Raw genomic sequence first — 21,125 nt, 5'->3', positions numbered from 1 at the left:
ACTAGCTCGCCTCAACTGACTTAGACTAGTTGAGGTGCTTTGATGAGTAATATACTTCGTATTATTTATCATTTGGAGGATGCTGAGTTAAAGCGGCCTTTAGAATTACTGATATCCGTAACGTTGAATTGCTAAATTCGCAGTGGTGGTAGATACCTTTTCAAAGAGCGACTTTGGCAGGTCGAGGCCCTAGGCCGATGACCGTATAGCCAGTGGAGCGATGAGGAAAGGTATCTGCCACCACCCCATCCTTGCCAATATTACATAGATAGTAGTTACTGTACAGGCCGCTTTAAACTTCTCTCGACTTGTAAATATCGAAAATATATGATATTATAAGCGTACAACTAAATAAGACAGTTTGAAACCATCCTGTCTCTAAACAAAACTACGGAAATTCATAAGCATTTATAGCATGGTAGTTTTGCCATGTTTTTTTTTATTTGAGGAGGTGAGTGTTATGATTACTACACGTAAATTGACTATTTCTGCCATGGTTGTGGCATTGTACATCGTCGTACTATATTTAACGCAAAGCGTTTCTTTCGGAGCGTATCAAATTCGTATAGCAACATCATTATATGCACTTGCTTATGCCTTTCCGTTTTTGGTAATTCCAATGGGGATTGGTAACCTCATTTCTAACTTCCTATTCGGTGGTCTTGGTATCCTCGATATGATGGGAGGTTTTGGCGTTGGTATTTTAACAACAGGTATAATCGTAGGTATGCGTAAGCTTGGCCTTAGCGCTTGGTGGGCGATTCTACCAATTATCTTTGTTCCAGCATTATGTGTACCATTGTGGCTCAGCCCATTACTTGGCCTTCCATACTGGCCATTGGTACTGAACCTCATCGTAGGTCAAACAATTCCAGCAGTGCTTGGCTCTATTTTAGTAAAAGCATTGATCAGTCGTCCTAGCATGGCTGCTTTATTAGGTGCTTTCAAATAAAAAGTACATAGGTAAAATCATAACCACCCGTAGAACGGGTGGTTTGCTCTGACCCTATAAGGGTCTTTCTCTAGTGGTGGCCCTCTAAAGAGGGCATTGAATGATCTGACAACCACTCTATTACCACTGGCTGCCCCCTACTCGGGGGCTTTTATTTTGCCTATTTTACTGGCTCACCCGTAAACGGGTCGGTATATTCTTTAAAGTTTAATGTATCTTGCGCTATATCCTCTTGTAGTTGATTGCGAATATACTCTTTTATCGCTCCTTCATATCGTCCTACCGTATCCACATAATATCCTCTACACCAGAAATGTCTATTTCCATACTTATATTTTAAATTTGCGTGTTTATCGAATATCATGAGGCTACTTTTACTTTTTAAATATCCCATAAAACTCGATACGCTTAAATGTGGTGGTATCGTTACTAACATATGAATATGATCCGGACAGCATTCCGCTTCAATAATCTCTACATTTTTTCTCTTACATAAATCTCGTAAGATTTTACCTACATCAGCTTTTATCCGACCATAAATTATTTGTCTTCTATACTTTGGAGCAAAAACAATATGATATTTACATCTCCATTTACTATGTGATAAGCTTTTTACGTCATTCATTGACATTGAACCTCCTATATTGAAATGTTGTGGTTGCCAGACCAACTTCATTCTATCACTAGGAGGTTCTTTCCTTTTCTCTAAGAATTTTTTACCGACCCCCAGTTTAACTGGGGGTTTAGTCATGCCTATTCGGCGTACAATAAAAAGGCGTAAGCTCGATGTGAGCTTACGCCTTTTTTATGGCTAAATGTTATGGAGGTTGAAAGAATTAGCAGTTGTAGCCGCGCCATTTAGTTTCTACTACGAGGCGTTCAAGGGCAACCATGTACGCTGCTTGGCGAGGTGGTACATTGTATTTATGTTGCATTTCCCAAACTGCTTCAAAGCTATTTTGCATATTTTTAGTTAAGCGTTCGTTAACTTCTTCTTCAGTCCAGTAGAAGCTAGCTTTGTTTTGTACCCATTCATAGTAGGATACAACTACGCCGCCGCCGTTTGCAAGAACGTCAGGAATGATGTCGATACCTTTTTCATAGAAGTATTTATCTGCATCATTAGTAGTAGGGCCATTAGCACCTTCCAAGATGATTTTAGCTTGTATATTTTCCATGTTGTCTTTGTTCAATTGGTTTTCAAGAGCTGCCATGTACAATACATCAACTGGTTGAGCCAATAATTCTTGGGCACCAATTGTAGTCATACCTGGTTCGCTGTAACCTTCAAGGGAACGACCATGGGAGTTAGCATATTCGTATGCTTTTTCCACATCAATACCGTTAGGATTGTAGATGTTAACGCTTACGTCGCCGATAGCAACAACTTTAGCGCCTGCTTGCGCAATGAGACGAGCACCTACGGAACCTACGTTACCGAAGCCTTGAACTGCTACAGTAAGGTTTTTAATGTCTAAGTTTTTCTTAGCTAAGTAACTTTGTAATGCGATGAGACAGCCGCGACCAGTTGCTTCATTACGACCTAAGGATCCGCCTACTTCAATAGGTTTACCAGTAACGATACCAGGGCTCCATTCGCCTTTTAATGTGCTGTATTCATCAGCAATCCAGCTCATGATTTGGGCGTTTGTATTTACGTCTGGTGCAGGCACGTCAGTATTTACGCCAATGATAGGAGCAATACGACGTACAAAGTTACGAGTCAAGCGTTCTAATTCGCGAGGGTTCAATGTTTTAGGATCAACCTTGATACCGCCTTTACCACCGCCATAAGGAATATTAGCGATAGCATTTTTAATAGTCATCCAAGCTGCCAATGCACGAACTTCGTTTTCGTCGGAGTCAGGATGGAAGCGAAGACCACCTTTAGCGCTACCACGTAATGTGGAGTGTTGGCAACGGTAACCTTCATATACGCGAACTTCACCATTGTCTAGTTGAAGAGGTACAGCTACTTTTAGTTCTCGTTCAGGATGACGTAATACTTCGTACTCACTACGAGAATAACCGAGCTTTTCTGCTGCTACATCTAACGTATTTAGCATGTTTTCATAAGGATTATAACCACTCATAATAACCTCCTGTATATAAGAGTAAATTAAGTTTTGCTAATTTTAGACATACTGTAGTATTCGACGTTGTATACATAATACCCTTTATAATTTTATAACTATATTCTATAGTTTTTAATGCTTGAAAAGTGTATAGAATATAGATATTTACTGTGATTATAGTCACTCCTGGAGTTAGATATAAATCGTAGTTTTTACAGTATAAATGGATACTTTTACAAAAATAAAAAGAGACCGATGAAATATACTTTCACCGGTCTCATAAGAGAATATATTTTATTTTTCCATTGTAGCTTCCACTGGAGTAGGAGGTACAGAAGAGTCTGTAGTTTGACCGTCACCCCACCATACGATACCATATGTATGATTAAGAACAGAACGGTTAAATACAGGTGTTTCGATGCCTGCCTTGCGTTGTTTGATATAGTCATCAAGAGCAAGACCTGCAGTACGTCCCATACGTACGATGGAACTAATATTAGTTAATACTAAGAAGGCCATGAATAAATCGGCTAAATTCCATACTAAATCAAGGGAGGCAATAGAGCCTACGAATGTCATGATTATTACACCGATACGGAACAAATGAAGATAGAATTTCTTCTCTGTTAAGTGGCTAATATTAATTTCGCCGTAGTAATAGTTACCAATTAAGGAACTGAAGGAGAACATTACGATAAAGATTGCTACCGCTGTTGGTGCCCAAGAACCGAGTTGTTGTTCAAGGTTATGTTGTACTAGAGCAACACCAGTTAAACCTGTTGTGCTATAGTCACCAACGATGAGGACGATGAAAGCAGAAGCGGTACAAATGATAAATGTATCAAGGAATACACCGAATGCTTGTACAAGACCTTGTTCAACAGGATGGTTAACAGCTGCAGTAGCCGCTGCATTAGGCACAGAACCTTCACCGGCTTCGTTGGAGAATAGACCACGTTTAATACCATTCATTACAGTAGCACCTAATAAGCCACCACCTGCTGCTACTGGTTCAAAAGCAGAGGAGATAATAGTATAGATTACATGTGGGAATTGAGTGATATTCATAATAACTACGAATAATGCAGTAGCGATATATAAAACCGCCATGATAGGAACGATGATTTCAGATGCTTTAGCAACGCGGCTGATACCACCGAAAATGATAATACCAAGAAGTATTGCTACTACAGCGCCTGTATAGGATACATCAAAGTTGAATACTTGAAGAGATGCAGCTAATGTATTAGCTTGTACAGAGTTGTAAATCCAACCGTATGTAATACTGATCAAAATTGCAAATAAAACAGATAATGCTTTGTTGTTTAAGCCATAGCGAATGTAGTATGCTGGGCCGCCGTAAAAGCCGCCTTTAGCAACAGGTTCTTTGTAGATTTGTGCCAATGTAGATTCGATGAAACCTGTAGCAGCACCAATAAGAGCGATAACCCACATCCAGAAAATAGCACCAGGACCACCGAGTACAACAGCAATCGCAATACCTGCGATGTTACCAACACCTACACGAGATGCGGTACTAACACAGAATGCTTGGAATGAGGATACATGATTTTTTTCGGTAGAACTACCTGCACCATTGATTACGAGGCGAATCATTTCTTTGATCATGCGAATTTGTACAAAATTCGTTGTCATCGTAAAGAAGAGACCTGCGCCGATGAGGATAAAGATGATGAAATAACTCCATAAATAGCCATTAATGGTAGAAATAGCATCATTGAGCATTGCTTCCATAAAAACGCTCCTTTCTCATAAAAAGAATTCTTATAATTATTAATAATATTGTATCAATTTCTATAGACTATGTAAAACAAAATCCCTCACAAGAGTGAAGGATTTTATTAATAGTTTATTATTGTATAGCAACTAAGATGTTTCTTTAAGCTTTAGTGAATTCCGGTGATTCCTCCATGCCTTGTAATAAGGTTTGTTCGGAATGTTCCATGTGAATTCTTGCCAACTTACGAGCTTGAGTAGCATTATGTGAAGCAATGGCCTCTACCAATTGACGGTGTTCTTCCCATGTCTTTCTTAGTCGGCCCGGTTGATTCATGGAGAAGCTACGGAATCGATAGGTTTGCTCCCGCAAGTTGTGTACGATATCTGCTAAACGTTCGTTACGAGATGCACGATATAGTACTTCATGGAATTCTACGTCTGCTGTTACGACGGACTCCATATCTTTATTCTCCATATGGTCGCCGATCGCTACAAGCATTCGTTCTAGTGTTTCGATTTCCTCTTCGGTTATGCGTTCGGCAGCAAGGCCTGCTGCGAGCTCTTCAAGGGCTGATCGAATTTCAAATACTTGGGTAATATCCTTTAAGGATATATTGGCTACGTATGTACCACGGCGAGGCACCATGACAACAAAGCCTTCTAGCTCAAGTTTACGAATGGCTTCGCGAATTGGTGTACGGCTCACACCGAGTTCTTCAGCTAGAGGGATTTCCATAAGGCGTTCGCCCGGTTTTAACACGCCGTCTTGAATGGCTTGACGTAATGTTTCACTTACGACTTCGCGTAGAGGTTTATACGCATCTAAGCGTATTGGTTGTAACCGTTTTGTCATGGTAAGTCCTCCTGTGTACATGTTTTTGTAATGAGCGATAGCCAATCATGGCCTGCTGCTTTGATCTCTTCTTGCAGTTGTAATGCTTCCATTGGTTTATCCAGCAATACCACCATTGTAGGACCACTACCAGTCATAATCGTTGGATATCCACGACTAGTGAAGAATTCTTTACAAATGACAAGTTCTTCATGGTCAGGGAAGAGTAGTTCTTCAAATGTATTAGCACTAGTAAGGAATGCTGATTTTAAGTCATTGTTTTCTAGGTGTTGTTGGACTGTATCGATGGTTTGTTTTGTTGCTACGGACTTATTCGTGAAGCGACCATAAGCAGCTGCAGTTGATACAGATACCTTTGGCTTTACTAGCAATAACCAATGTGGATCTGGAGATTTTTTGTAGGTTAATATTTCACCACGCCCTGTGCCACGTGCTGTACCACCTTGTAATAGGAATGGCACATCGGATCCAAGAGTAGCACCGATTTGTAAAAGTTCCTCTTGGGTGAGTCGTAAGTCCCAGAATCGATTGAGACCTACTAACATAGCAGCCGCATCAGCACTACCACCGCCAAGACCGGCTTGAATAGGTACCCGTTTTAATAGGTGAATGGCAGCTCCCGCTTTGCAACCGGTATAAGCTTGTATTGCCCGTAATGCTTTGAGAGCAAGATTTTCTTCACCGTAAGTAACTAATTTTTGCATATACTCAGGTAATTCTGGAGCGCCACCGGAGAAAACTACGGAATGATGCTTCGCAAAATAAATGGAGTCGCTTAGGCGAATGGATTGGAAGATAGAGTCGATATCGTGATATCCGTCTTCACGCTTGCCCGTAATGGCAAGTCCAATATTGATTTTACTGCAACCGAGTTGCTCAAAACTTTTACTCATGATAGCCTCGTTTGTAACATACAGAATATATGCAATTTATATGTTTATTTTATACTCTTATAAAGTGATTGAAAATAACCATTAAGTGGTTTATGATGAATTTGTATACGCATATTGTTTTATTACTAAATGTATTGTAAATAGCGTATGTTTTAGTTAGTTCATTATAGAATATTTATAGTGAAATGGCAATTTGGAGGAAGCTATGTTCGCTAAGTATAAAAGTGTTATCTATGAAAGCCTTATGGTCATTCTTGGATGTGCCATATTTGGTGCCGGCCTTGATGCCTTTGTATTGCCACACAAATTGGTGAGTACTGGTATTAGTGGGGTAGGCTTGATTTTGTATTATGTAACGGGCTTATCCGTTGGTTCTTGGAATATGATTTTAAATATTCCTATATTCTGGGCTGCTTGGAAGTGGCTGGGTACCCGTGTTGTTATCAAAACCTTGTATGGCACATTGATGCTGTCTTGGATGGTTGATTTATTTAACTTCTTGCAATATGACATGATTATTAAGGACCCTTTGTTGAGTTCCATGATGGCTGGTATTACTACTGGTGTAGGTCTTGGCATTGTGTACCGCGTAGGCGGTAACACAGGTGGGCTTGATCCTATTGCACTCATTGTACGCAAATATTATGGACTTCAAATGGGGTCCATTAATAGTGCCATAAACTGTGCTATTCTTGTTGCCGCAATTGGTGTTGTTGGCCTTGAAGCTGTAGCGGTCACACTTATTAGTGTCTATGTGTATACCATCATTACGAATAAGGTGGTTATCGGGTTTAATCAACGAAAGGTAGCTTTCATCATTACCTATCGTACCGATGATGTCTGCGAATGCATCATCAAAAAGGTTGGCCGTGGAGCCACTATTATTAATGGTGTGGGTGCCTATACACGGACGCCAAAGCAAATCGTTATGGTAGCCGTTAATCTCTTGCAAGTAAATAAATTAAAAGAGGTTATTCAAGAGGCCGATCCAAATGTATTTATCTTGATAACCGATGCGCAAGAGGTTATTGGTCAAGGCTTTACGCAGCCTATTATACCGACTGAAGTATGTGAACAGTTGAAAGATAAGAGTACTACACAAGAGGACAATACAGAGATTGTACACAATCAATAAGTAAGTATTTGTCATCTCATCTTAATCATGTGTAAATATAATATTTTATGAATGATATATACAGTTGAGATTAGGAGGTTCCTATGGCTCATAAATTAGCAGGTATGCCTGTACAAGAACAAGATATTATTGATGTGCAAACATTGGTGGATGCATATTTTGATAATGCACCGGATGTAACGGATCCGACACAACTCGTATCCTTTGGTACATCTGGTCATCGTGGTACCTCGTTGAATGGTACCTTTACAGATTTACATGTAGCAGCTATTACGCAGGCTATCTGTGATGGTCGTGGACAATTTGGTGCGACAGGTCCTATTTTTGTGGGCCAAGATACACATGCTTTATCTCAGCCTGCATTAGTAACAGTGCTTGAGGTCCTTGCCGGTAATGGCGTGGTTGCCATGGTTGATGCGGATATGGACTTTGTGCCTACACCGTCAGTGTCTCGTGCTATCATTCGGTATAATGAAAGTCATTTTGATAAGGCGGATGGTATTGTTATTACACCATCTCATAACCCGCCAGATAATGGGGGTATTAAGTATAATGCTACCAATGGTGGCCCTGCGGATACGTTGATAACGAAATGGATTGAAACCCGCGCCAATGAGTACGTTCGTGCTTATTGTGAATTAGAAGGGTTCAAACGTATTAGTGTTGATAATATTGAACCAGATCAACAAGTTCCGTATGATTACAAGGGTTTATATGTGGAAGAGTTATCTTCTATCATCAATATGGAAGCTCTTCAAAGTGCTAAGCCTAAGGTTCTTGTCAATGCATTAGGTGGCAGTGGTCTCGGTTATTGGCGGGCCATTAAAGAACGATATAATCTTAATATGGATATCATCAATGATGAGTACGATCCAACCTTTAGCTTTATGACTTATGACCATGATGGTAAGGTGCGTATGGATTGTTCCTCTGAATATGCGATGGCGGATGTAATTAAACAAATTGGCAATTATGATCTCGCTGTTGGCAATGATCCTGATTATGATCGCTATGGTATCGTTACTGCAGAGGGCCTTGCTTCTCCAAATGCGTTCCTTACGGTTGCTGCAGATTATTTGTTTACGACCCGTGGTTGGACTGATAAAGCGGTAGGGAAAACAGTTGTTTGTACTACGATGATTGATAAATGGGCAGCCCTTAAAGAGATACCTGTTTATGAGGTTCCAGTAGGTTTTAAATATTTTAGCTCCTTATTATTTGATGGTGAGATTGGTATCGGTGGGGAAGAATCTGCTGGTGCATCGTTCCTCAAAAAGGATGGCACCGTATGGACTACTGATAAAGACGGCATGGTAATGGCTTTATTGGCGATGGAAATATATGCCGTAATGGGAGCTACTGTTGATAAACTGTATAAAAATATTGTTGAAGGTTGTGGAGATCCTCGCTTTGGTCGTATTGATGCGGCGTGCACAAAGGCGGCAAAGGCTAAGTTGAAGCAGTTGAATGCAAGCTCCATTACCGCTACTGAGGTAGACGGAGATCCTATTACTAATATACGTACTACTTCCTTGTATAAGGATATGCCAATCGATGGTGTTCGTGTAGAAACTGAAACAGGTTGGTTTGTAGCACGTCCGTCTGGCACAGAAGATTTGTATAAAATTTATGGTGAAAGCTATAAAGGGGATAAAGGTTTAGTTGCGTTATTGACAGCAGGAGAGGCTATTGTAACGGCTGCATTATCCGACGAAGTATAAAATACCGTTTTCGGGTGAAAACTCATGAAGATTTCACCGTAGAAAAGTAATAAATGTGATATAATATATTAATATAGTTTATTGAATGCCCCATATGGGTTAAATAGTTTGTAGTGCTCAGAAAAGGTGATGTTATGAAATTAGTTGTTACCGTTGTCGGCGTTGACCGCGTTGGTATCATTGCTGGGGTTAGTACAGTACTTGCTAATCACGGTGTAAATATTATGTCTATTAATCAAACCATTCTTGATGGCGTTTTCAATATGATTATGATGTGTGAAACAAAGTCTGAAGATATAAAAGATTTGACCTCCATTCAAGAGGCTTTAACTACACTTGGTAAAGAACTTGGTGTTGAAATCCGTGCACAACATGCTGATATTTTCTTAAGCATGCACCGTGTAGGATAGGAGGCACTATGTTATCTATCGACAATATTTTAGAAACGAATCAGATGATTCATGACAACAAGCTTGATGTTCGTACTATTACGATGGGCATTAGCTTGCTAGAATGCGCATCTAGTTCTGGTAAAGAACTATGTGATCGCATTTATGATCGCATTACAAAAGAAGCTGAACATCTTGTGTCCACTGGTGAGGATATTGAGCGCGAGTTTGGTATTCCTATCATTAATAAACGCATCTCTGTAACTCCTATCTCTCTTGTTGCAGGTGGTAGTGATTTAACATCCTATGTACCAATTGCAGAAGCGATGGATCGTGCTGCTAAAACAGTAGGTGTTAACTTTATCGGTGGTTACTCCGCTCTTGTAACAAAAGGTGCTACACGAGCTGATCGCATCTTGATTGATTCTATCCCAGAAGCATTGGCAACTACAGATATCGTATGTAGCTCTGTAGGTGTTGGTTCTACTAAAACTGGTATCAACATGGACGCAGTTCGCGACATGGGGATTATCGTTAAGAAAACGGCAGAACTTACAAAGGATAATGATGCTCTTGGATGTGCTAAGCTCGTTATTTTCTGTAATCCTGTAGAGGATAATCCATTCATGGCAGGCGCTTTCTTTGGCGTCACTGAAGGTGACAGTGCTATTTCTGTAGGCGTATCTGGCCCAGGCGTTGTAAAACACGCACTTGAGTCTGTGCGTGGTCAGTCCTTTGACGTTGTAGCAGAAACGATTAAACGTACTGCTTTCAAAATTACTCGTGTAGGCCAATTAGTAGCACAAGAGGCATCTCGTCGTCTTGGTAAACCATTCGGCATTATTGATTTGTCCTTGGCGCCAACACCAGCGGTAGGCGATTCTGTTGCTCACGTTCTTGAAGAAATGGGCTTATCATCTTGTGGTTGTCATGGTACGACTGCGGCACTTGCATTACTTAATGATGCGGTGAAAAAAGGTGGTCTTATGGCATCCTCTCACGTAGGCGGCCTCAGTGGTGCATTTATTCCAGTGTCTGAAGATGCTGGTATGATTGATGCCGTATCTTGTGGCAGTTTATCCCTCGATAAATTAGAGGCTATGACATGCGTATGTTCTGTTGGCCTTGACATGATTGCTATTCCTGGAGACACAACAGCGGATACAATTTCTGCAATTATTGCTGATGAATCTGCTATTGGTATGATTAATAATAAGACAACTGCGGTTCGTGTAATTCCTGTACCTGGCAAAACCGTAGGTGAGGTTGTTGAATTTGGTGGCCTTTTAGGTTACGCTCCAATTATTGAAGTGAGTCCATATAGTGCAGCTGAGTTCATCGCCCGTGGTGGTCGTATTCCAGCACCTATTCGTAGCTTAACTAATTAATTGTGTTTATAACCCAGTTGTTGGAGGTGTCTTATGAGTGATTATGTGCTCGATTATGTGTGGGCCTTTGCTCTGGCGCTCATCATAACCTTTGCACTAACCCCTTTGGTAAAACGCTTTGCCGTTGCCGTAGGGGCAATAGATAAACCTGATGCCCGAAAGGTGCATCATGGTGCTATTCCACGACTTGGTGGGTTAGCAATCTTTCTTGGTTATATAGGATCGGTCCTTTTTAATGGCTCTATCCCACATGACCATAAACTATTTGGCTTTGTACTTGGTACAGTTATTCTTGTGCTCGTTGGCATTTGGGATGATATTAAACAGATTGAGCCAAAGACTAAGTTAATGGGCCAAATCATAGCAGCTGCAATTTTGGTGGCTTATGATATTCGGGTGGACTTTATCAACCTTCCTTGGGGTGGTGTAGTGTACCTTAAATATTGGGCTGCTCCATTGACTATTTTCTGGATCGTAGGATTTACGAATATCGTAAATCTTATCGATGGCCTTGATGGCTTGGCAGCAGGGATTTCCTTCATTGCTTGTATTGCTGTTTGCGCTATGACATTACAACTTGGCCAAACTGACTTAGCATGTATATCTCTTGCACTGGCAGGTGCAACAGTAGGGTTCTTGCGGTATAACTTTAACCCAGCGAAAATTTTCATGGGTGATACGGGTTCCATGCTCCTCGGTTATACTTTAGCAGCTATTTCTGTAATGGGTGCTGTTAAAACAGCAGCTACTATTGCATTAGTAGTTCCTGCAATCGTACTTGGCTTACCAATTCTGGATACATTATTTGCTATCGTACGCCGTAAAATTAGCGGTCGTCCAATTTTTAAGCCCGATAAAGGCCATGTGCATCATCGTTTGTTAGCTCAAGGTTTATCTCAAAAACAAGCGGTGCTAATGATGTATGCCGTAACAGCTCTGTTTGGTGGCGTGTCCGTCATCGTAGCAGAGGTCAATGCTTGGATTGGTATTGCATTGGTACTCGTTATCTTCTTAGGCAGTATTTTTGTGGCTCGTCGCCTTGGTGTTATTACCCATAGTGATGCGGCTGGACATCCATTACCACGTCCTACAATTGAACGCAGCGATTCAGATGAAACTATTTCCTTTGATCGTGAAGAATTGGCAAAAGCTTTAGAGGAATCTGACGATTCCCATAAGAAATAACCATATGTGGGGCGCTTGGCGCCCCATTTTTTCTATCCTACTATGTTGGAGGCAACTATGTTAAAAGTTATGACAATCTTTGGTACAAGACCTGAAGCTATCAAGATGGCTCCTCTTGTAAAAGCACTAGAAGCAGCACCAGATATGGAGCCGATTGTAACCGTTACGGCACAACATCGCGATATGCTCGATCAAGTACTAAACTTGTTTAATATTACCCCTGATTACGACTTAAATATTATGAGCCAAGGTCAAACATTGTACGATGTAACAAACCGTGCATTGATGGGCCTTAAAGATGTGTTAGAAGAAGCTAAACCTGATGTAGTTCTTGTACATGGTGATACAACAACAACCTTTGCAGGTGCTTTGGCGTCCTTCTATCAAGAGATTCCTGTAGGCCATGTAGAAGCGGGCCTTCGTACCGGTGATATTTACTCTCCGTTCCCAGAAGAAATGAACCGTAAATTGACTGGTTCTATTGCAACCTATCATTTTGCACCAACAGCTAGTTCTGAAAGTAATCTTAAAAAAGAAAACATTAATACAGATCATCTATATGTAACAGGCAATACTGTTATCGATGCCCTTGATACAACAGTGCAAGATAATTATATTTTTGATGATGCTGCTATCAATGCATTAGATCCTGAAAAACGTACAGTTCTTGTTACTACACATCGACGTGAAAACTTGGGTGAGCCTATGCGCCACGTGTACCAAGCTATTCGCGATTTAATTAATGAATTTGAAGATATTCAAGTGGTCTTCCCTGTACATAAGAATCCTAAGGTTCGCCAAGTTGTACAAGAGGAACTCGGTTCTGTAGAACGGGTTACCTTAATTGATCCGCTTGATTATGAACCATTTGCGAACTTAATGGCTAAATCTTATTTGATTCTTACTGACTCTGGTGGGATTCAAGAGGAAGCGCCAGCCCTTGGCAAACCAGTTCTCGTATTGCGCGATACCACAGAACGCCCTGAAGCGGTTGAAGCTGGTACGGTTCGCCTAGTAGGTACTGATAAAGATGCAGTACACGAAGCGGCTCATGAATTGTTGAGCAATGCAGCAGCTTATAAATTGATGTCTAACTCCGTTAACCCTTATGGTGACGGCAAAGCATCTGAACGCATTATTCAAGCGTTGCGCCATGAGTTCTTAGGCGATTCTAATCGTCCTGAACGGTTTGGTAAATAATATGGATAAGGACCTTGTGAAAGCCCTCGCCATGGCAACATCGGCGGGGCTCACACTCGTTTTCTGTATAGGTGGTTTCATTTGGATTGGATATACACTGGATGGTTGGTTTAGAACTGAACCGTTATGTATGATTATATTTGGTCTTATTGGAGCTATAACAGGTTTTTATATGTTATATAAACAAGTTAAGTAGTGAGGTATATATGAATCAATATATTAAATTCATAGTGCGTGTGCTACTAACTTGTTTTTTTATTGCCTTTTTAGGCGGTATAATACAAGTTTTATGTGGCCTAGAACAGTATCTATGGGGATGGTTTTGGGGTATTTTTATAATGGTACTCTACTTGCTAAGTTTAGCTTTGCATGGTCAATCCATTGTATCAGGGGATCCTTACAAAGCTGTTCGTAAAGCTCGTAGACAGATGATATGGCGTCTTATGTTAGTAGGTTCATTAGTAGTCTTAGGATTAAAGATTCCCGGCGTAGAGGCTATTAGCATGTTTGTTGGTATCGCACTTATTCAGCCCGCATTATATGTTGTTTACTGGTGGCTTAGTCGACATTTCTAAGCTTATGATGTGTTAAATTATAGATGTATTCCAATAATGCATTATACACAATACATTCATGAGTAATTTGAATTGTTTACCTTTCAAGTGTTGATTATATATCTATAACGATGTATGATGATACATATATATTATATTTATATTTATTGTAAGTATATTAGTTTTTTATTATGTCTATGGAAGGGGTTGAGAACGTGGAATTACATGCGGGACACCATGAAGTCGTGCAGTGGTTAGGGTTGACATTTAATTTGGATACTCTAATTGCTACATGGGTTACTATGGCTATTGTAATACTGATAACAGTACTAGCCACCCGGGGACGAAAATTGGTGCCTGTAGGCTTGCAAAATATAGTTGAATCTATATTGGAAGGCTTAGAGGGGCAATTAGCTCCGAACTTAGGTCGTCATTGGCCGATGGTGAGTTCCTTGTTATTTACGTTTTTCTTATTTATTTTTGTAGGAAACGAATTAGGTTTAATGCCTACGTTTAAGGCTTTAACATCACCAACATCCGATATTAATACTACTGTTGCATTAGCTCTATGTAGCACATTAGTAGTATGGGTTATGGGGATTAAAGTTAAAGGCTTATCCTATTTCAAGCATTTCGTACGACCTTATAAGGCTTTGCTAATACTGAATATTTTTGAAGAGATTGCTAGACCTGTTACACTTGCCTTCCGTCTATTTGGTAATATCGTAGCTGGTGAAATTCTGTTAGAAGTATTGTACAATTTGCCTTGGTTTGTACCGGTACCATGGGTATGGATTGCTTTTAGTTTATTTATTGGTATTATTCAAGCCTTTATTTTTACCGTTCTTACTGCCTCCTACTTGGGGATGGCTCTTAGTGAGGAACATTAATTTTTTACGGAGGATATATTATGGAAGCTCAAGGTTTATTCGCATTAGCAGCAGCAATCGCAGTAGGTTGTGGTGCCATTGGTGCAGGTATCGGTGACGGTCTTGTATCTAGCAAAGTAATTGAAGGTATTACGCGTCAACCTGAATTGCGTGGTCAATTGATGTCTACTATGTTCGTAGCGATTGGCTTGATCGAAGCGATGCCTATCATCGGTGTAGTAGTAGCATTTATTTTGTTATTCAGATAATAACGAGGAGGAATAACCTTGGTTGACTTAAGCCTTGGAACGATTCTTGCTCAAATGTTGAACTTTTTTATATTAGTTTGGCTATTGGCTCGTTTTGCATATAAACCATTATTGGCTATGATGACAGAACGTAAAGAACGAATTGCTAAAGACTTAGAAGCTGCAGAAAAAGCTCGTGCAGAAGCAGAAGAATTTAAAGCTGATTATGCAGCTCAAATTTCTAATGCTCGTGTAGAGGCACAAAAAATTGTTGAAAAAGCAATTCAAGAAGCAGAAAATACAACACGTGAACAATTAGCAACAGCTCGCGAGCAAATTGAACAAGAAAAAAATCGTGCTCGTCAAGATATTGCCATTGAACGTGATCGTGCTATGAACAGCTTGCGCAATGAAGTTGTTTCTTTATCTGTAGCTATGGCTGGTAAAGTTGTTGCTAAAGATATGAACAGCGAAACTAATACGAAATTGATCGAAGACGCTATTCGTCAACTTGATAGTAAAACGATAGGGTTGTGATACGATGAGCATAGAAATTGTAGCAGATAAATATAGTTCGGCTATGTTTGAATTAGCTCAAGAACAAAATAAGTTGGAACTCATGGAGGAGCAATTAGGTTATGTAGCATCCGTAATGGTTGATCAACCTGAGTTGCGTTCATTTCTAGAGAATCCAATCGTTACAGAAGATGCAAAGATTAAGCTTATTGGTAAAATTTTTGACTCTAGTATCGATAAAGTTGCTCTACACTTTATTTATGTGATGATTAAGCGCGGTCGTTATCGCTATATAGCATCGACTATCGAAGCGTTTATTAAGAAATCACGTGCAGCACGTGGTATTTTGGAAGCTACTGTAACAGTAGCTGAACCAATTACAGCTGATGTAGAAGCATCTGTACAAGCTAAACTAAGAGAAGTAACAGGAAAAGATGTCATCTTATCCGTGCGTCAAGATCCATCCATTATGGGTGGTATCGTTATCCAAGTAGGGGATAAACGCATCGATGGCTCTGTAGCTCGCCGTTTAGAGGAATTAGAAAAATCTTTATTAAGAACGAACTCTATTAGATAGGGGTGAATGGGTATATATGAAAATGAAGCCTGAAGAAATCACTGCTATAATTAAACAGCAGATTCAGGACTATGATGTTGACCTCAATGTCGATGACGTGGGTACTGTTCTTGACGTAGGGGATGGCATCGCCCATATTTATGGTCTTGAAAGAGCCATGGCTGGTGAGTTGTTAGAGTTACCACACGGCGTATATGGCTTGGTTTTGAACTTAGAATTAGATAATGTTGGTGCCGTACTATTAGGTGACGACTTCTTGATTAAAGAAGGCGATGAAGTACGCCGTACTGGCAAAATTATGGACGTACCAGTAGGTGATGCTCTTATTGGTCGTGTAGTAAATCCATTGGGGCAGCCTATCGATGGCAAGGGTGCTATTCAAGCGACTGAACGTCGTCCTGTAGAACATCCAGCGCCTGGTATTGCGGATCGTCAATCTGTAAACGAACCATTGCAAACAGGTTTGAAAGCGATTGATGCGATGGTACCAATTGGCCGTGGCCAACGTGAGCTTATCATTGGTGACCGTGGTACAGGTAAAACTGCAATTGCTCTTGATACAATTATCAATCAAAAAGGTAAAGATGTAATTTGTATCTATGTAGCAATTGGTCAAAAAGAATCTACCGTAGCTCGTGTAGTACAAAAATTGGAAGAAACAGGTGCGTTGGAATATACAATCGTTGTTTCTGCTAGTGCTTCTACAGGGGCTCCATTACAATACATCGCTCCGTATGCAGGTGTTGCTATGGGTGAATACTTCATGTACAAAGGCAAACATGTACTTTGTGTATATGATGACTTAACTAAGCAAGCGGCTGCTTACCGTGCTATGTCTTTATTATTACGCCGTCCACCAGGGCGTGAAGCGTATCCAGGCGACGTATTCTACTTACACAGCCGTCTATTAGAACGTGCTGCGAAACTTTCACCAGAACTTGGTGGTGGTTCCATTACTGCGTTGCCAATCATTGAAACACAAGCAGGTGACGTATCTGCATACATCCCAACAAACGTAATTTCCATTACTGATGGTCAAATTTTCTTGGGTACAGATATGTTCTACTCTGGCATCCGCCCAGCGGTTGATGTAGGTTTGTCCGTATCCCGTGTAGGTGGTAGTGCGCAAACTAAAGCGATGAAACAAGTAGCAGGCCAATTGCGTTTGGACCTTGCTCAATATCGTGAGTTAGCTGCGTTCGCTCAGTTCGGTTCCGATCTTGATGCGGCTACTAAAGCACAATTAGACCGTGGTGAACGTTTGACTGAAATGTTAAAACAAGGTCAATATGAACCTATGAGCGTAGCAGAAATGGTTATTAATCTTTACGCTGGTACAAAAGGGTATTTAGCAAGTATTCAAGTGGATGATATTTTAGCATTTGAAGCTGAACTTTTACGTTATATAAAAGCTAACTATCCTGAAATCATCACAAATATTGAAACGTCTAAGAAAATTGATGAAGATACTGAAAATCTATTGAAACAAGCAATTCCAGAATGTGTAGAAGCATTTGGTTCTACGCATACATTAGTGTCTCATAAGGAGGCGTAATGTATGGCTAGTGCACAAGATTTGCGAAAACGCATAAAAAGTGTTACCAATACGCAACAAATTACAAAAGCGATGAAGATGGTAGCCTCTGCTCGTCTTCGTAAGGCGCAAACGAAAGCGGAAGGTACTCGTCCTTACGCAGAGAAGATTGGGCAAATCTTGCGTCATATGTCTAATAGTGATTTAGAAGGCTTTAGCAGCCCTTTGTTAGAGGTACGCCCTATAAAACGCACATGCTATATCGTAATAGGTGCCGATAAGGGCCTTGCAGGGGCATTCTCGTCTAATGTGTTGAAGTTTGCTATGGAACAATTGCATGGTAAATCTTCCGATACATACCGTGTTATCACGGCAGGTAAAAAGCCTAGAGACAGCATGAAATCAAGAGGAATTCATATCGATAAGTCCTATGCAGGCTTCTCTGATAAACCTTCTTATGAACATGCCCGTGCCATTATGCATGAAGCACTTTCACTATACGAACGTCATGAAGTTGACGAAGTCATCATGATCTATACACGTTTTGTAAATTCTATGACGCAAATTGCACAGGCTGAGCGCTTGTTGCCGATAGAGCAACCACAAGATGAGGTAAAGGGCGAAGAGTATGATTTCATGCCATCTGCTGTATCTGTCTTGGAGGCGTTGTTACCAAAATATTTAGAGATTACTGTTTATAATGGATTGTTGCAATCTGCAGCAAGTGAATTGGGTGCTCGTATGACAGCTATGACATCTGCTACAGATAATGCAGGGGAACTCATTGATTCCTTAGGTCTTGAATATAACAAGTTACGTCAATCTAGCATTACAAACGAAATTTCTGAAATCGTTGGTGGCGCTAATGCCTTGCAATAAATAAGGAGACATTTGTCGATGAGTAATAATATTGGTAAAGTTGTGCAGGTCATTGGCCCAGTTGTAGACGTGCGCTTCGATGCTGGTCATTTGCCAAGCATCTACAACGCCATCAACATCTACCATGATCATAAGGCACATGATAGACAAAAAATTGTAGTAGAGGTTATGCAACACTTAGGCGACGATACTGTACGTTGTGTTGCGATGAGCTCTACTGACGGTATGACCCGTAATATGGATGCCGAAGATACTGGTGCTGCAATTGCGGTTCCTGTAGGCGAAGGCGTGTTGGGTCGTATCTTTAACGTATTGGGTGAAACTGTAGACCATGATCCAGCTCCAGTTGTAGCTGATGAAAAATGGCCTATTCACCGTCCAGCACCTAAATTTGATGACCTTTCTCCAGATACTAAAATCTTGGAAACAGGTATTAAGGTCGTTGACCTTATCGCTCCATATGTAAAAGGTGGTAAAATCGGCCTCTTCGGTGGTGCCGGTGTAGGTAAAACCGTATTAATTATGGAATTGATTCACAATGTTGCCACAGAGCACGGTGGTTACTCCGTATTCTCCGGTGTAGGCGAACGTACTCGTGAAGGTAACGACTTGTGGAACGAAATGAAAGAGTCCGGCGTTATCAACAAAACAGCTCTTGTATATGGCCAAATGAATGAGCCACCTGGGGCACGTATGCGCGTAGGTCTTACAGGCCTTACAATGGCTGAATATTTCCGTGATGTGAAGAAACAAGACGTGCTCTTGTTTATCGATAACATCTTCCGCTTTATCCAAGCGGGCTCTGAAGTATCTGCCCTCTTAGGCCGTATGCCATCTGCCGTAGGTTACCAACCTACATTGGCTAATGACGTAGGGGCATTACAAGAACGTATTACATCTACTAAAGAAGGTTCTATTACTTCAGTACAAGCTGTATACGTACCTGCCGATGACTTAACTGACCCTGCTCCAGCGGCAACATTCGCTCACTTGGATGCGACAACAGTATTGTCTCGTTCCATTGCGGAACTTGGTATCTATCCAGCGGTGGATCCGTTAGATTCTACAAGCCGTATTTTGGACCCACATGTACTTGGTGAAGAACACTATGAAGTAGCGCGTGGCGTGCAAGAAGTATTGCAAAAATATAAAGATCTTCAAGATATTATCGCAATCCTTGGTATGGAAGAATTGTCTGACGAAGATAAATTGACTGTATCTCGTGCGCGTAAGATTCAACGTTTCTTGAGTCAACCGTTCTTCGTAGCTGAAGTATTTACTGGTTCTCCTGGTAAATACGTACCATTGTCCGAAACATTGAGAGGCTTTAGAGAAATCCTTGATGGTAAACATGATGATTTACCTGAAGGTGCATTCTACATGGTTGGTACCATCGATGAAGCCGTTCAAAAAGCAAAGGAAATGCAAGAGAAGGGGGAATAATCCATGGCGGAACCTATGACCCTACAAATAATCACACCTGATGCAATTGTCTTTGAAGGCAAGTCTACATTCTTTGTAGGTAAAGCTATCGATGGTCAATTTGGTATTTTGCCAAATCATGCACCTATGATTATCGCATTAGATTTAGCGCCATTACGCATAGACCAACCAGATGGAACATCTCGTGAACTTGCCGTATTTGGTGGCTTCTGTGAAATCGAACATAATAAGGTGAGTATTGTAACACCAGATTGCCAAGATCCAGCATCCATTGATGTGGAACGTGCTCAGCGTGCCAAAGAACGTGCTGAAGGCCGTTTGGCTAATCCTACACCTGATATTGATGTAGAGCGAGCAGAAGCGGCATTGCAACGTGCATTATTGCGCTTGCATGTAACTAAACAACTATAAAGAAAAAGGCTAGCCATAGGGCTAGCCTTTTTCTATAGAATTTCATTTTGTTTATAGGAAACACTCATCTAACATTAAGGTCATCTACTTATACTAAAATTTGTCATTTAAATTTAATGACTTATTGTGTTAATTTGGAGGTTTTCTAATGAACGTATCAAAAAAATCTTTCATTGCTTTTGCTGTATTAGCATGCTGTTTTGGTGCATCTACACTAGGAACACATGTAGACGCATCTTATGGTTATAAATATACTGACTCGGTTCGTCCACCAGTAGAAACTCCTACAAATGATGCTTTTAGAGCTAACATGGTTAAACAAAATGAAGCTGATAATGCTAAATATGCTGCGACTACTAATACAAGTACAGCAAGTGTAAAAGATGATGATTCAATTTATTACGTAAGCGATTTGTCTGATTCCTTCCGTAGTTCATTTACTGCACTTTTAAGAAATGCTGGTTTTACAGAGCATCAACTTAGATTAATCGGCTTGATTCACTAAGTTATGTATAGTTAATAGGTGAATACAAAAAGACCGTTAAGCAATTGCTTAACGGTCT

The 21,125-nt window shown here is 40.5% G+C and carries 23 protein-coding genes; 18 read left to right on the top strand and 5 right to left on the bottom strand.

Going from position 1 to position 21,125, the window contains the following annotated elements; all coding sequences use genetic code 11:
- The first annotated feature begins 460 nt into the window (after positions 1-460).
- Positions 461-952 (top strand): QueT transporter family protein, encoded by a 492-nt coding sequence (locus VEIS1202513_RS07885; RefSeq protein WP_213467227.1) that lies wholly within the window; start codon positions 461-463, stop codon positions 950-952.
- Positions 953-1,112: 160 nt separating this feature from the next.
- On the opposite strand, the gene tnpA is transcribed toward VEIS1202513_RS07885, so the two are convergent.
- The 5 genes from tnpA to ispE all read right to left on the bottom strand — a co-directional run bounded on the left by tnpA (position 1,113) and on the right by ispE (position 6,513).
- The gene (tnpA, locus tag VEIS1202513_RS07880) at positions 1,113-1,577 is read right to left on the bottom strand and encodes an IS200/IS605 family transposase (protein WP_038125930.1); all 465 of its coding nucleotides are present in this window, start codon (positions 1,575-1,577) and stop codon (positions 1,113-1,115) included.
- A 211-nt stretch (positions 1,578-1,788) separates the two neighbouring features.
- Positions 1,789-3,045 carry a Glu/Leu/Phe/Val family dehydrogenase gene (locus VEIS1202513_RS07875; RefSeq protein WP_005385406.1) on the bottom strand — a complete coding sequence of 419 codons (1,257 nt, stop codon included), beginning with the start codon at positions 3,043-3,045 and terminating at the stop codon, positions 1,789-1,791.
- Positions 3,046-3,321: 276 nt separating this feature from the next.
- A complete protein-coding gene (locus tag VEIS1202513_RS07870; protein ID WP_213467226.1) occupies positions 3,322-4,782 on the bottom strand; it encodes an alanine/glycine:cation symporter family protein in 1,461 nt (486 codons plus the stop codon).
- A gap of 145 nt (positions 4,783-4,927) precedes the next feature.
- Positions 4,928-5,620: a GntR family transcriptional regulator gene (locus tag VEIS1202513_RS07865; RefSeq protein ID WP_024065887.1), complete on the bottom strand. Its 693-nt coding sequence runs from the start codon at positions 5,618-5,620 to the stop codon at positions 4,928-4,930.
- Positions 5,617-6,513, bottom strand: a complete 897-nt coding sequence (gene ispE, locus VEIS1202513_RS07860; protein WP_213467225.1) for a 4-(cytidine 5'-diphospho)-2-C-methyl-D-erythritol kinase — start codon at positions 6,511-6,513, stop codon at positions 5,617-5,619. The genes VEIS1202513_RS07865 and ispE overlap by 4 nt, the downstream gene beginning before the upstream one ends.
- A gap of 205 nt (positions 6,514-6,718) precedes the next feature.
- Here ispE and VEIS1202513_RS07855 point away from each other — a divergent pair, with 205 nt between their 5' ends.
- The 17 genes from VEIS1202513_RS07855 to VEIS1202513_RS07775 all read left to right on the top strand — a co-directional run bounded on the left by VEIS1202513_RS07855 (position 6,719) and on the right by VEIS1202513_RS07775 (position 21,067).
- The gene (locus tag VEIS1202513_RS07855; protein ID WP_213467224.1) at positions 6,719-7,648 is read left to right on the top strand and encodes a YitT family protein; all 930 of its coding nucleotides are present in this window, start codon (positions 6,719-6,721) and stop codon (positions 7,646-7,648) included.
- Between the two features lie 83 nt (positions 7,649-7,731).
- Entirely contained in the window at positions 7,732-9,369 is a 1,638-nt protein-coding gene (locus VEIS1202513_RS07850) for a phosphoglucomutase (RefSeq protein WP_213467223.1), read from the top strand.
- A 134-nt stretch (positions 9,370-9,503) separates the two neighbouring features.
- Complete coding sequence (locus VEIS1202513_RS07845; RefSeq protein ID WP_024065891.1) at positions 9,504-9,779, top strand: ACT domain-containing protein; 276 nt, start codon at positions 9,504-9,506, stop codon at positions 9,777-9,779.
- 8 nt (positions 9,780-9,787) lie between these two features.
- Positions 9,788-11,146 carry a PFL family protein gene (locus VEIS1202513_RS07840; protein WP_024065892.1) on the top strand — a complete coding sequence of 453 codons (1,359 nt, stop codon included), beginning with the start codon at positions 9,788-9,790 and terminating at the stop codon, positions 11,144-11,146.
- Positions 11,147-11,179: 33 nt separating this feature from the next.
- Positions 11,180-12,331 carry a glycosyltransferase family 4 protein gene (locus VEIS1202513_RS07835; RefSeq protein ID WP_119208977.1) on the top strand — a complete coding sequence of 384 codons (1,152 nt, stop codon included), beginning with the start codon at positions 11,180-11,182 and terminating at the stop codon, positions 12,329-12,331.
- A 57-nt stretch (positions 12,332-12,388) separates the two neighbouring features.
- On the top strand, positions 12,389-13,531 hold the full coding sequence (gene wecB / locus VEIS1202513_RS07830) for a non-hydrolyzing UDP-N-acetylglucosamine 2-epimerase (RefSeq protein ID WP_213467222.1): 1,143 nt from the start codon (positions 12,389-12,391) through the stop codon (positions 13,529-13,531).
- A 1-nt stretch (position 13,532) separates the two neighbouring features.
- The gene (locus tag VEIS1202513_RS07825) at positions 13,533-13,727 is read left to right on the top strand and encodes an AtpZ/AtpI family protein (protein ID WP_009352385.1); all 195 of its coding nucleotides are present in this window, start codon (positions 13,533-13,535) and stop codon (positions 13,725-13,727) included.
- 142 nt (positions 13,728-13,869) lie between these two features.
- A complete protein-coding gene (locus VEIS1202513_RS07820) occupies positions 13,870-14,106 on the top strand; it encodes a hypothetical protein (RefSeq protein ID WP_244856233.1) in 237 nt (78 codons plus the stop codon).
- 170 nt (positions 14,107-14,276) lie between these two features.
- Positions 14,277-14,975, top strand: a complete 699-nt coding sequence (gene atpB / locus VEIS1202513_RS07815) for a F0F1 ATP synthase subunit A (RefSeq protein WP_105084946.1) — start codon at positions 14,277-14,279, stop codon at positions 14,973-14,975.
- Between the two features lie 20 nt (positions 14,976-14,995).
- On the top strand, positions 14,996-15,223 hold the full coding sequence (gene atpE, locus VEIS1202513_RS07810; RefSeq protein WP_004695064.1) for a F0F1 ATP synthase subunit C: 228 nt from the start codon (positions 14,996-14,998) through the stop codon (positions 15,221-15,223).
- 18 nt (positions 15,224-15,241) lie between these two features.
- Positions 15,242-15,739 (top strand): F0F1 ATP synthase subunit B, encoded by a 498-nt coding sequence (gene atpF / locus VEIS1202513_RS07805; protein WP_105089726.1) that lies wholly within the window; start codon positions 15,242-15,244, stop codon positions 15,737-15,739.
- Positions 15,740-15,743: 4 nt separating this feature from the next.
- On the top strand, positions 15,744-16,295 hold the full coding sequence (gene atpH / locus VEIS1202513_RS07800; RefSeq protein ID WP_105094204.1) for an ATP synthase F1 subunit delta: 552 nt from the start codon (positions 15,744-15,746) through the stop codon (positions 16,293-16,295).
- 16 nt (positions 16,296-16,311) lie between these two features.
- Complete coding sequence (gene atpA / locus VEIS1202513_RS07795) at positions 16,312-17,850, top strand: F0F1 ATP synthase subunit alpha (RefSeq protein ID WP_105094203.1); 1,539 nt, start codon at positions 16,312-16,314, stop codon at positions 17,848-17,850.
- A 3-nt stretch (positions 17,851-17,853) separates the two neighbouring features.
- Positions 17,854-18,708, top strand: coding sequence for an ATP synthase F1 subunit gamma (atpG, locus tag VEIS1202513_RS07790; protein WP_105094202.1), 855 nt, complete (start codon positions 17,854-17,856; stop codon positions 18,706-18,708).
- An 18-nt stretch (positions 18,709-18,726) separates the two neighbouring features.
- Positions 18,727-20,151, top strand: coding sequence for a F0F1 ATP synthase subunit beta (atpD, locus tag VEIS1202513_RS07785; protein ID WP_105084942.1), 1,425 nt, complete (start codon positions 18,727-18,729; stop codon positions 20,149-20,151).
- A gap of 3 nt (positions 20,152-20,154) precedes the next feature.
- Entirely contained in the window at positions 20,155-20,562 is a 408-nt protein-coding gene (atpC, locus tag VEIS1202513_RS07780) for an ATP synthase F1 subunit epsilon (RefSeq protein WP_213467220.1), read from the top strand.
- 148 nt (positions 20,563-20,710) lie between these two features.
- Entirely contained in the window at positions 20,711-21,067 is a 357-nt protein-coding gene (locus tag VEIS1202513_RS07775) for a hypothetical protein (RefSeq protein ID WP_213467219.1), read from the top strand.
- The last annotated feature ends 58 nt before the right edge of the window (positions 21,068-21,125 follow it).

The sequence above is a fragment of the Veillonella orientalis genome (assembly GCF_018406505.1).
Lineage (GTDB): Bacteria > Bacillota > Negativicutes > Veillonellales > Veillonellaceae > Veillonella > Veillonella nakazawae.
Note: the sequence above shows the minus strand (reverse complement) of the source record. Positions and strands in the feature narration are given on the sequence as shown.

Coding starts and splice junctions, on each gene's coding strand:
- VEIS1202513_RS07885 (WP_213467227.1), top strand. CDS start 461: ATGATTACTACACGTAAATTGACTATTTCTGCCATGGTTGTGGCATTG.
- tnpA (WP_038125930.1), bottom strand. CDS start 1,577: ATGAATGACGTAAAAAGCTTATCACATAGTAAATGGAGATGTAAATAT.
- VEIS1202513_RS07875 (WP_005385406.1), bottom strand. CDS start 3,045: ATGAGTGGTTATAATCCTTATGAAAACATGCTAAATACGTTAGATGTA.
- VEIS1202513_RS07870 (WP_213467226.1), bottom strand. CDS start 4,782: ATGGAAGCAATGCTCAATGATGCTATTTCTACCATTAATGGCTATTTA.
- VEIS1202513_RS07865 (WP_024065887.1), bottom strand. CDS start 5,620: ATGACAAAACGGTTACAACCAATACGCTTAGATGCGTATAAACCTCTA.
- ispE (WP_213467225.1), bottom strand. CDS start 6,513: ATGAGTAAAAGTTTTGAGCAACTCGGTTGCAGTAAAATCAATATTGGA.
- VEIS1202513_RS07855 (WP_213467224.1), top strand. CDS start 6,719: ATGTTCGCTAAGTATAAAAGTGTTATCTATGAAAGCCTTATGGTCATT.
- VEIS1202513_RS07850 (WP_213467223.1), top strand. CDS start 7,732: ATGGCTCATAAATTAGCAGGTATGCCTGTACAAGAACAAGATATTATT.
- VEIS1202513_RS07845 (WP_024065891.1), top strand. CDS start 9,504: ATGAAATTAGTTGTTACCGTTGTCGGCGTTGACCGCGTTGGTATCATT.
- VEIS1202513_RS07840 (WP_024065892.1), top strand. CDS start 9,788: ATGTTATCTATCGACAATATTTTAGAAACGAATCAGATGATTCATGAC.
- VEIS1202513_RS07835 (WP_119208977.1), top strand. CDS start 11,180: ATGAGTGATTATGTGCTCGATTATGTGTGGGCCTTTGCTCTGGCGCTC.
- wecB (WP_213467222.1), top strand. CDS start 12,389: ATGTTAAAAGTTATGACAATCTTTGGTACAAGACCTGAAGCTATCAAG.
- VEIS1202513_RS07825 (WP_009352385.1), top strand. CDS start 13,533: ATGGATAAGGACCTTGTGAAAGCCCTCGCCATGGCAACATCGGCGGGG.
- VEIS1202513_RS07820 (WP_244856233.1), top strand. CDS start 13,870: ATGGTACTCTACTTGCTAAGTTTAGCTTTGCATGGTCAATCCATTGTA.
- atpB (WP_105084946.1), top strand. CDS start 14,277: ATGTCTATGGAAGGGGTTGAGAACGTGGAATTACATGCGGGACACCAT.
- atpE (WP_004695064.1), top strand. CDS start 14,996: ATGGAAGCTCAAGGTTTATTCGCATTAGCAGCAGCAATCGCAGTAGGT.
- atpH (WP_105094204.1), top strand. CDS start 15,744: ATGAGCATAGAAATTGTAGCAGATAAATATAGTTCGGCTATGTTTGAA.
- atpA (WP_105094203.1), top strand. CDS start 16,312: ATGAAAATGAAGCCTGAAGAAATCACTGCTATAATTAAACAGCAGATT.
- atpG (WP_105094202.1), top strand. CDS start 17,854: ATGGCTAGTGCACAAGATTTGCGAAAACGCATAAAAAGTGTTACCAAT.
- atpD (WP_105084942.1), top strand. CDS start 18,727: ATGAGTAATAATATTGGTAAAGTTGTGCAGGTCATTGGCCCAGTTGTA.
- atpC (WP_213467220.1), top strand. CDS start 20,155: ATGGCGGAACCTATGACCCTACAAATAATCACACCTGATGCAATTGTC.
- VEIS1202513_RS07775 (WP_213467219.1), top strand. CDS start 20,711: ATGAACGTATCAAAAAAATCTTTCATTGCTTTTGCTGTATTAGCATGC.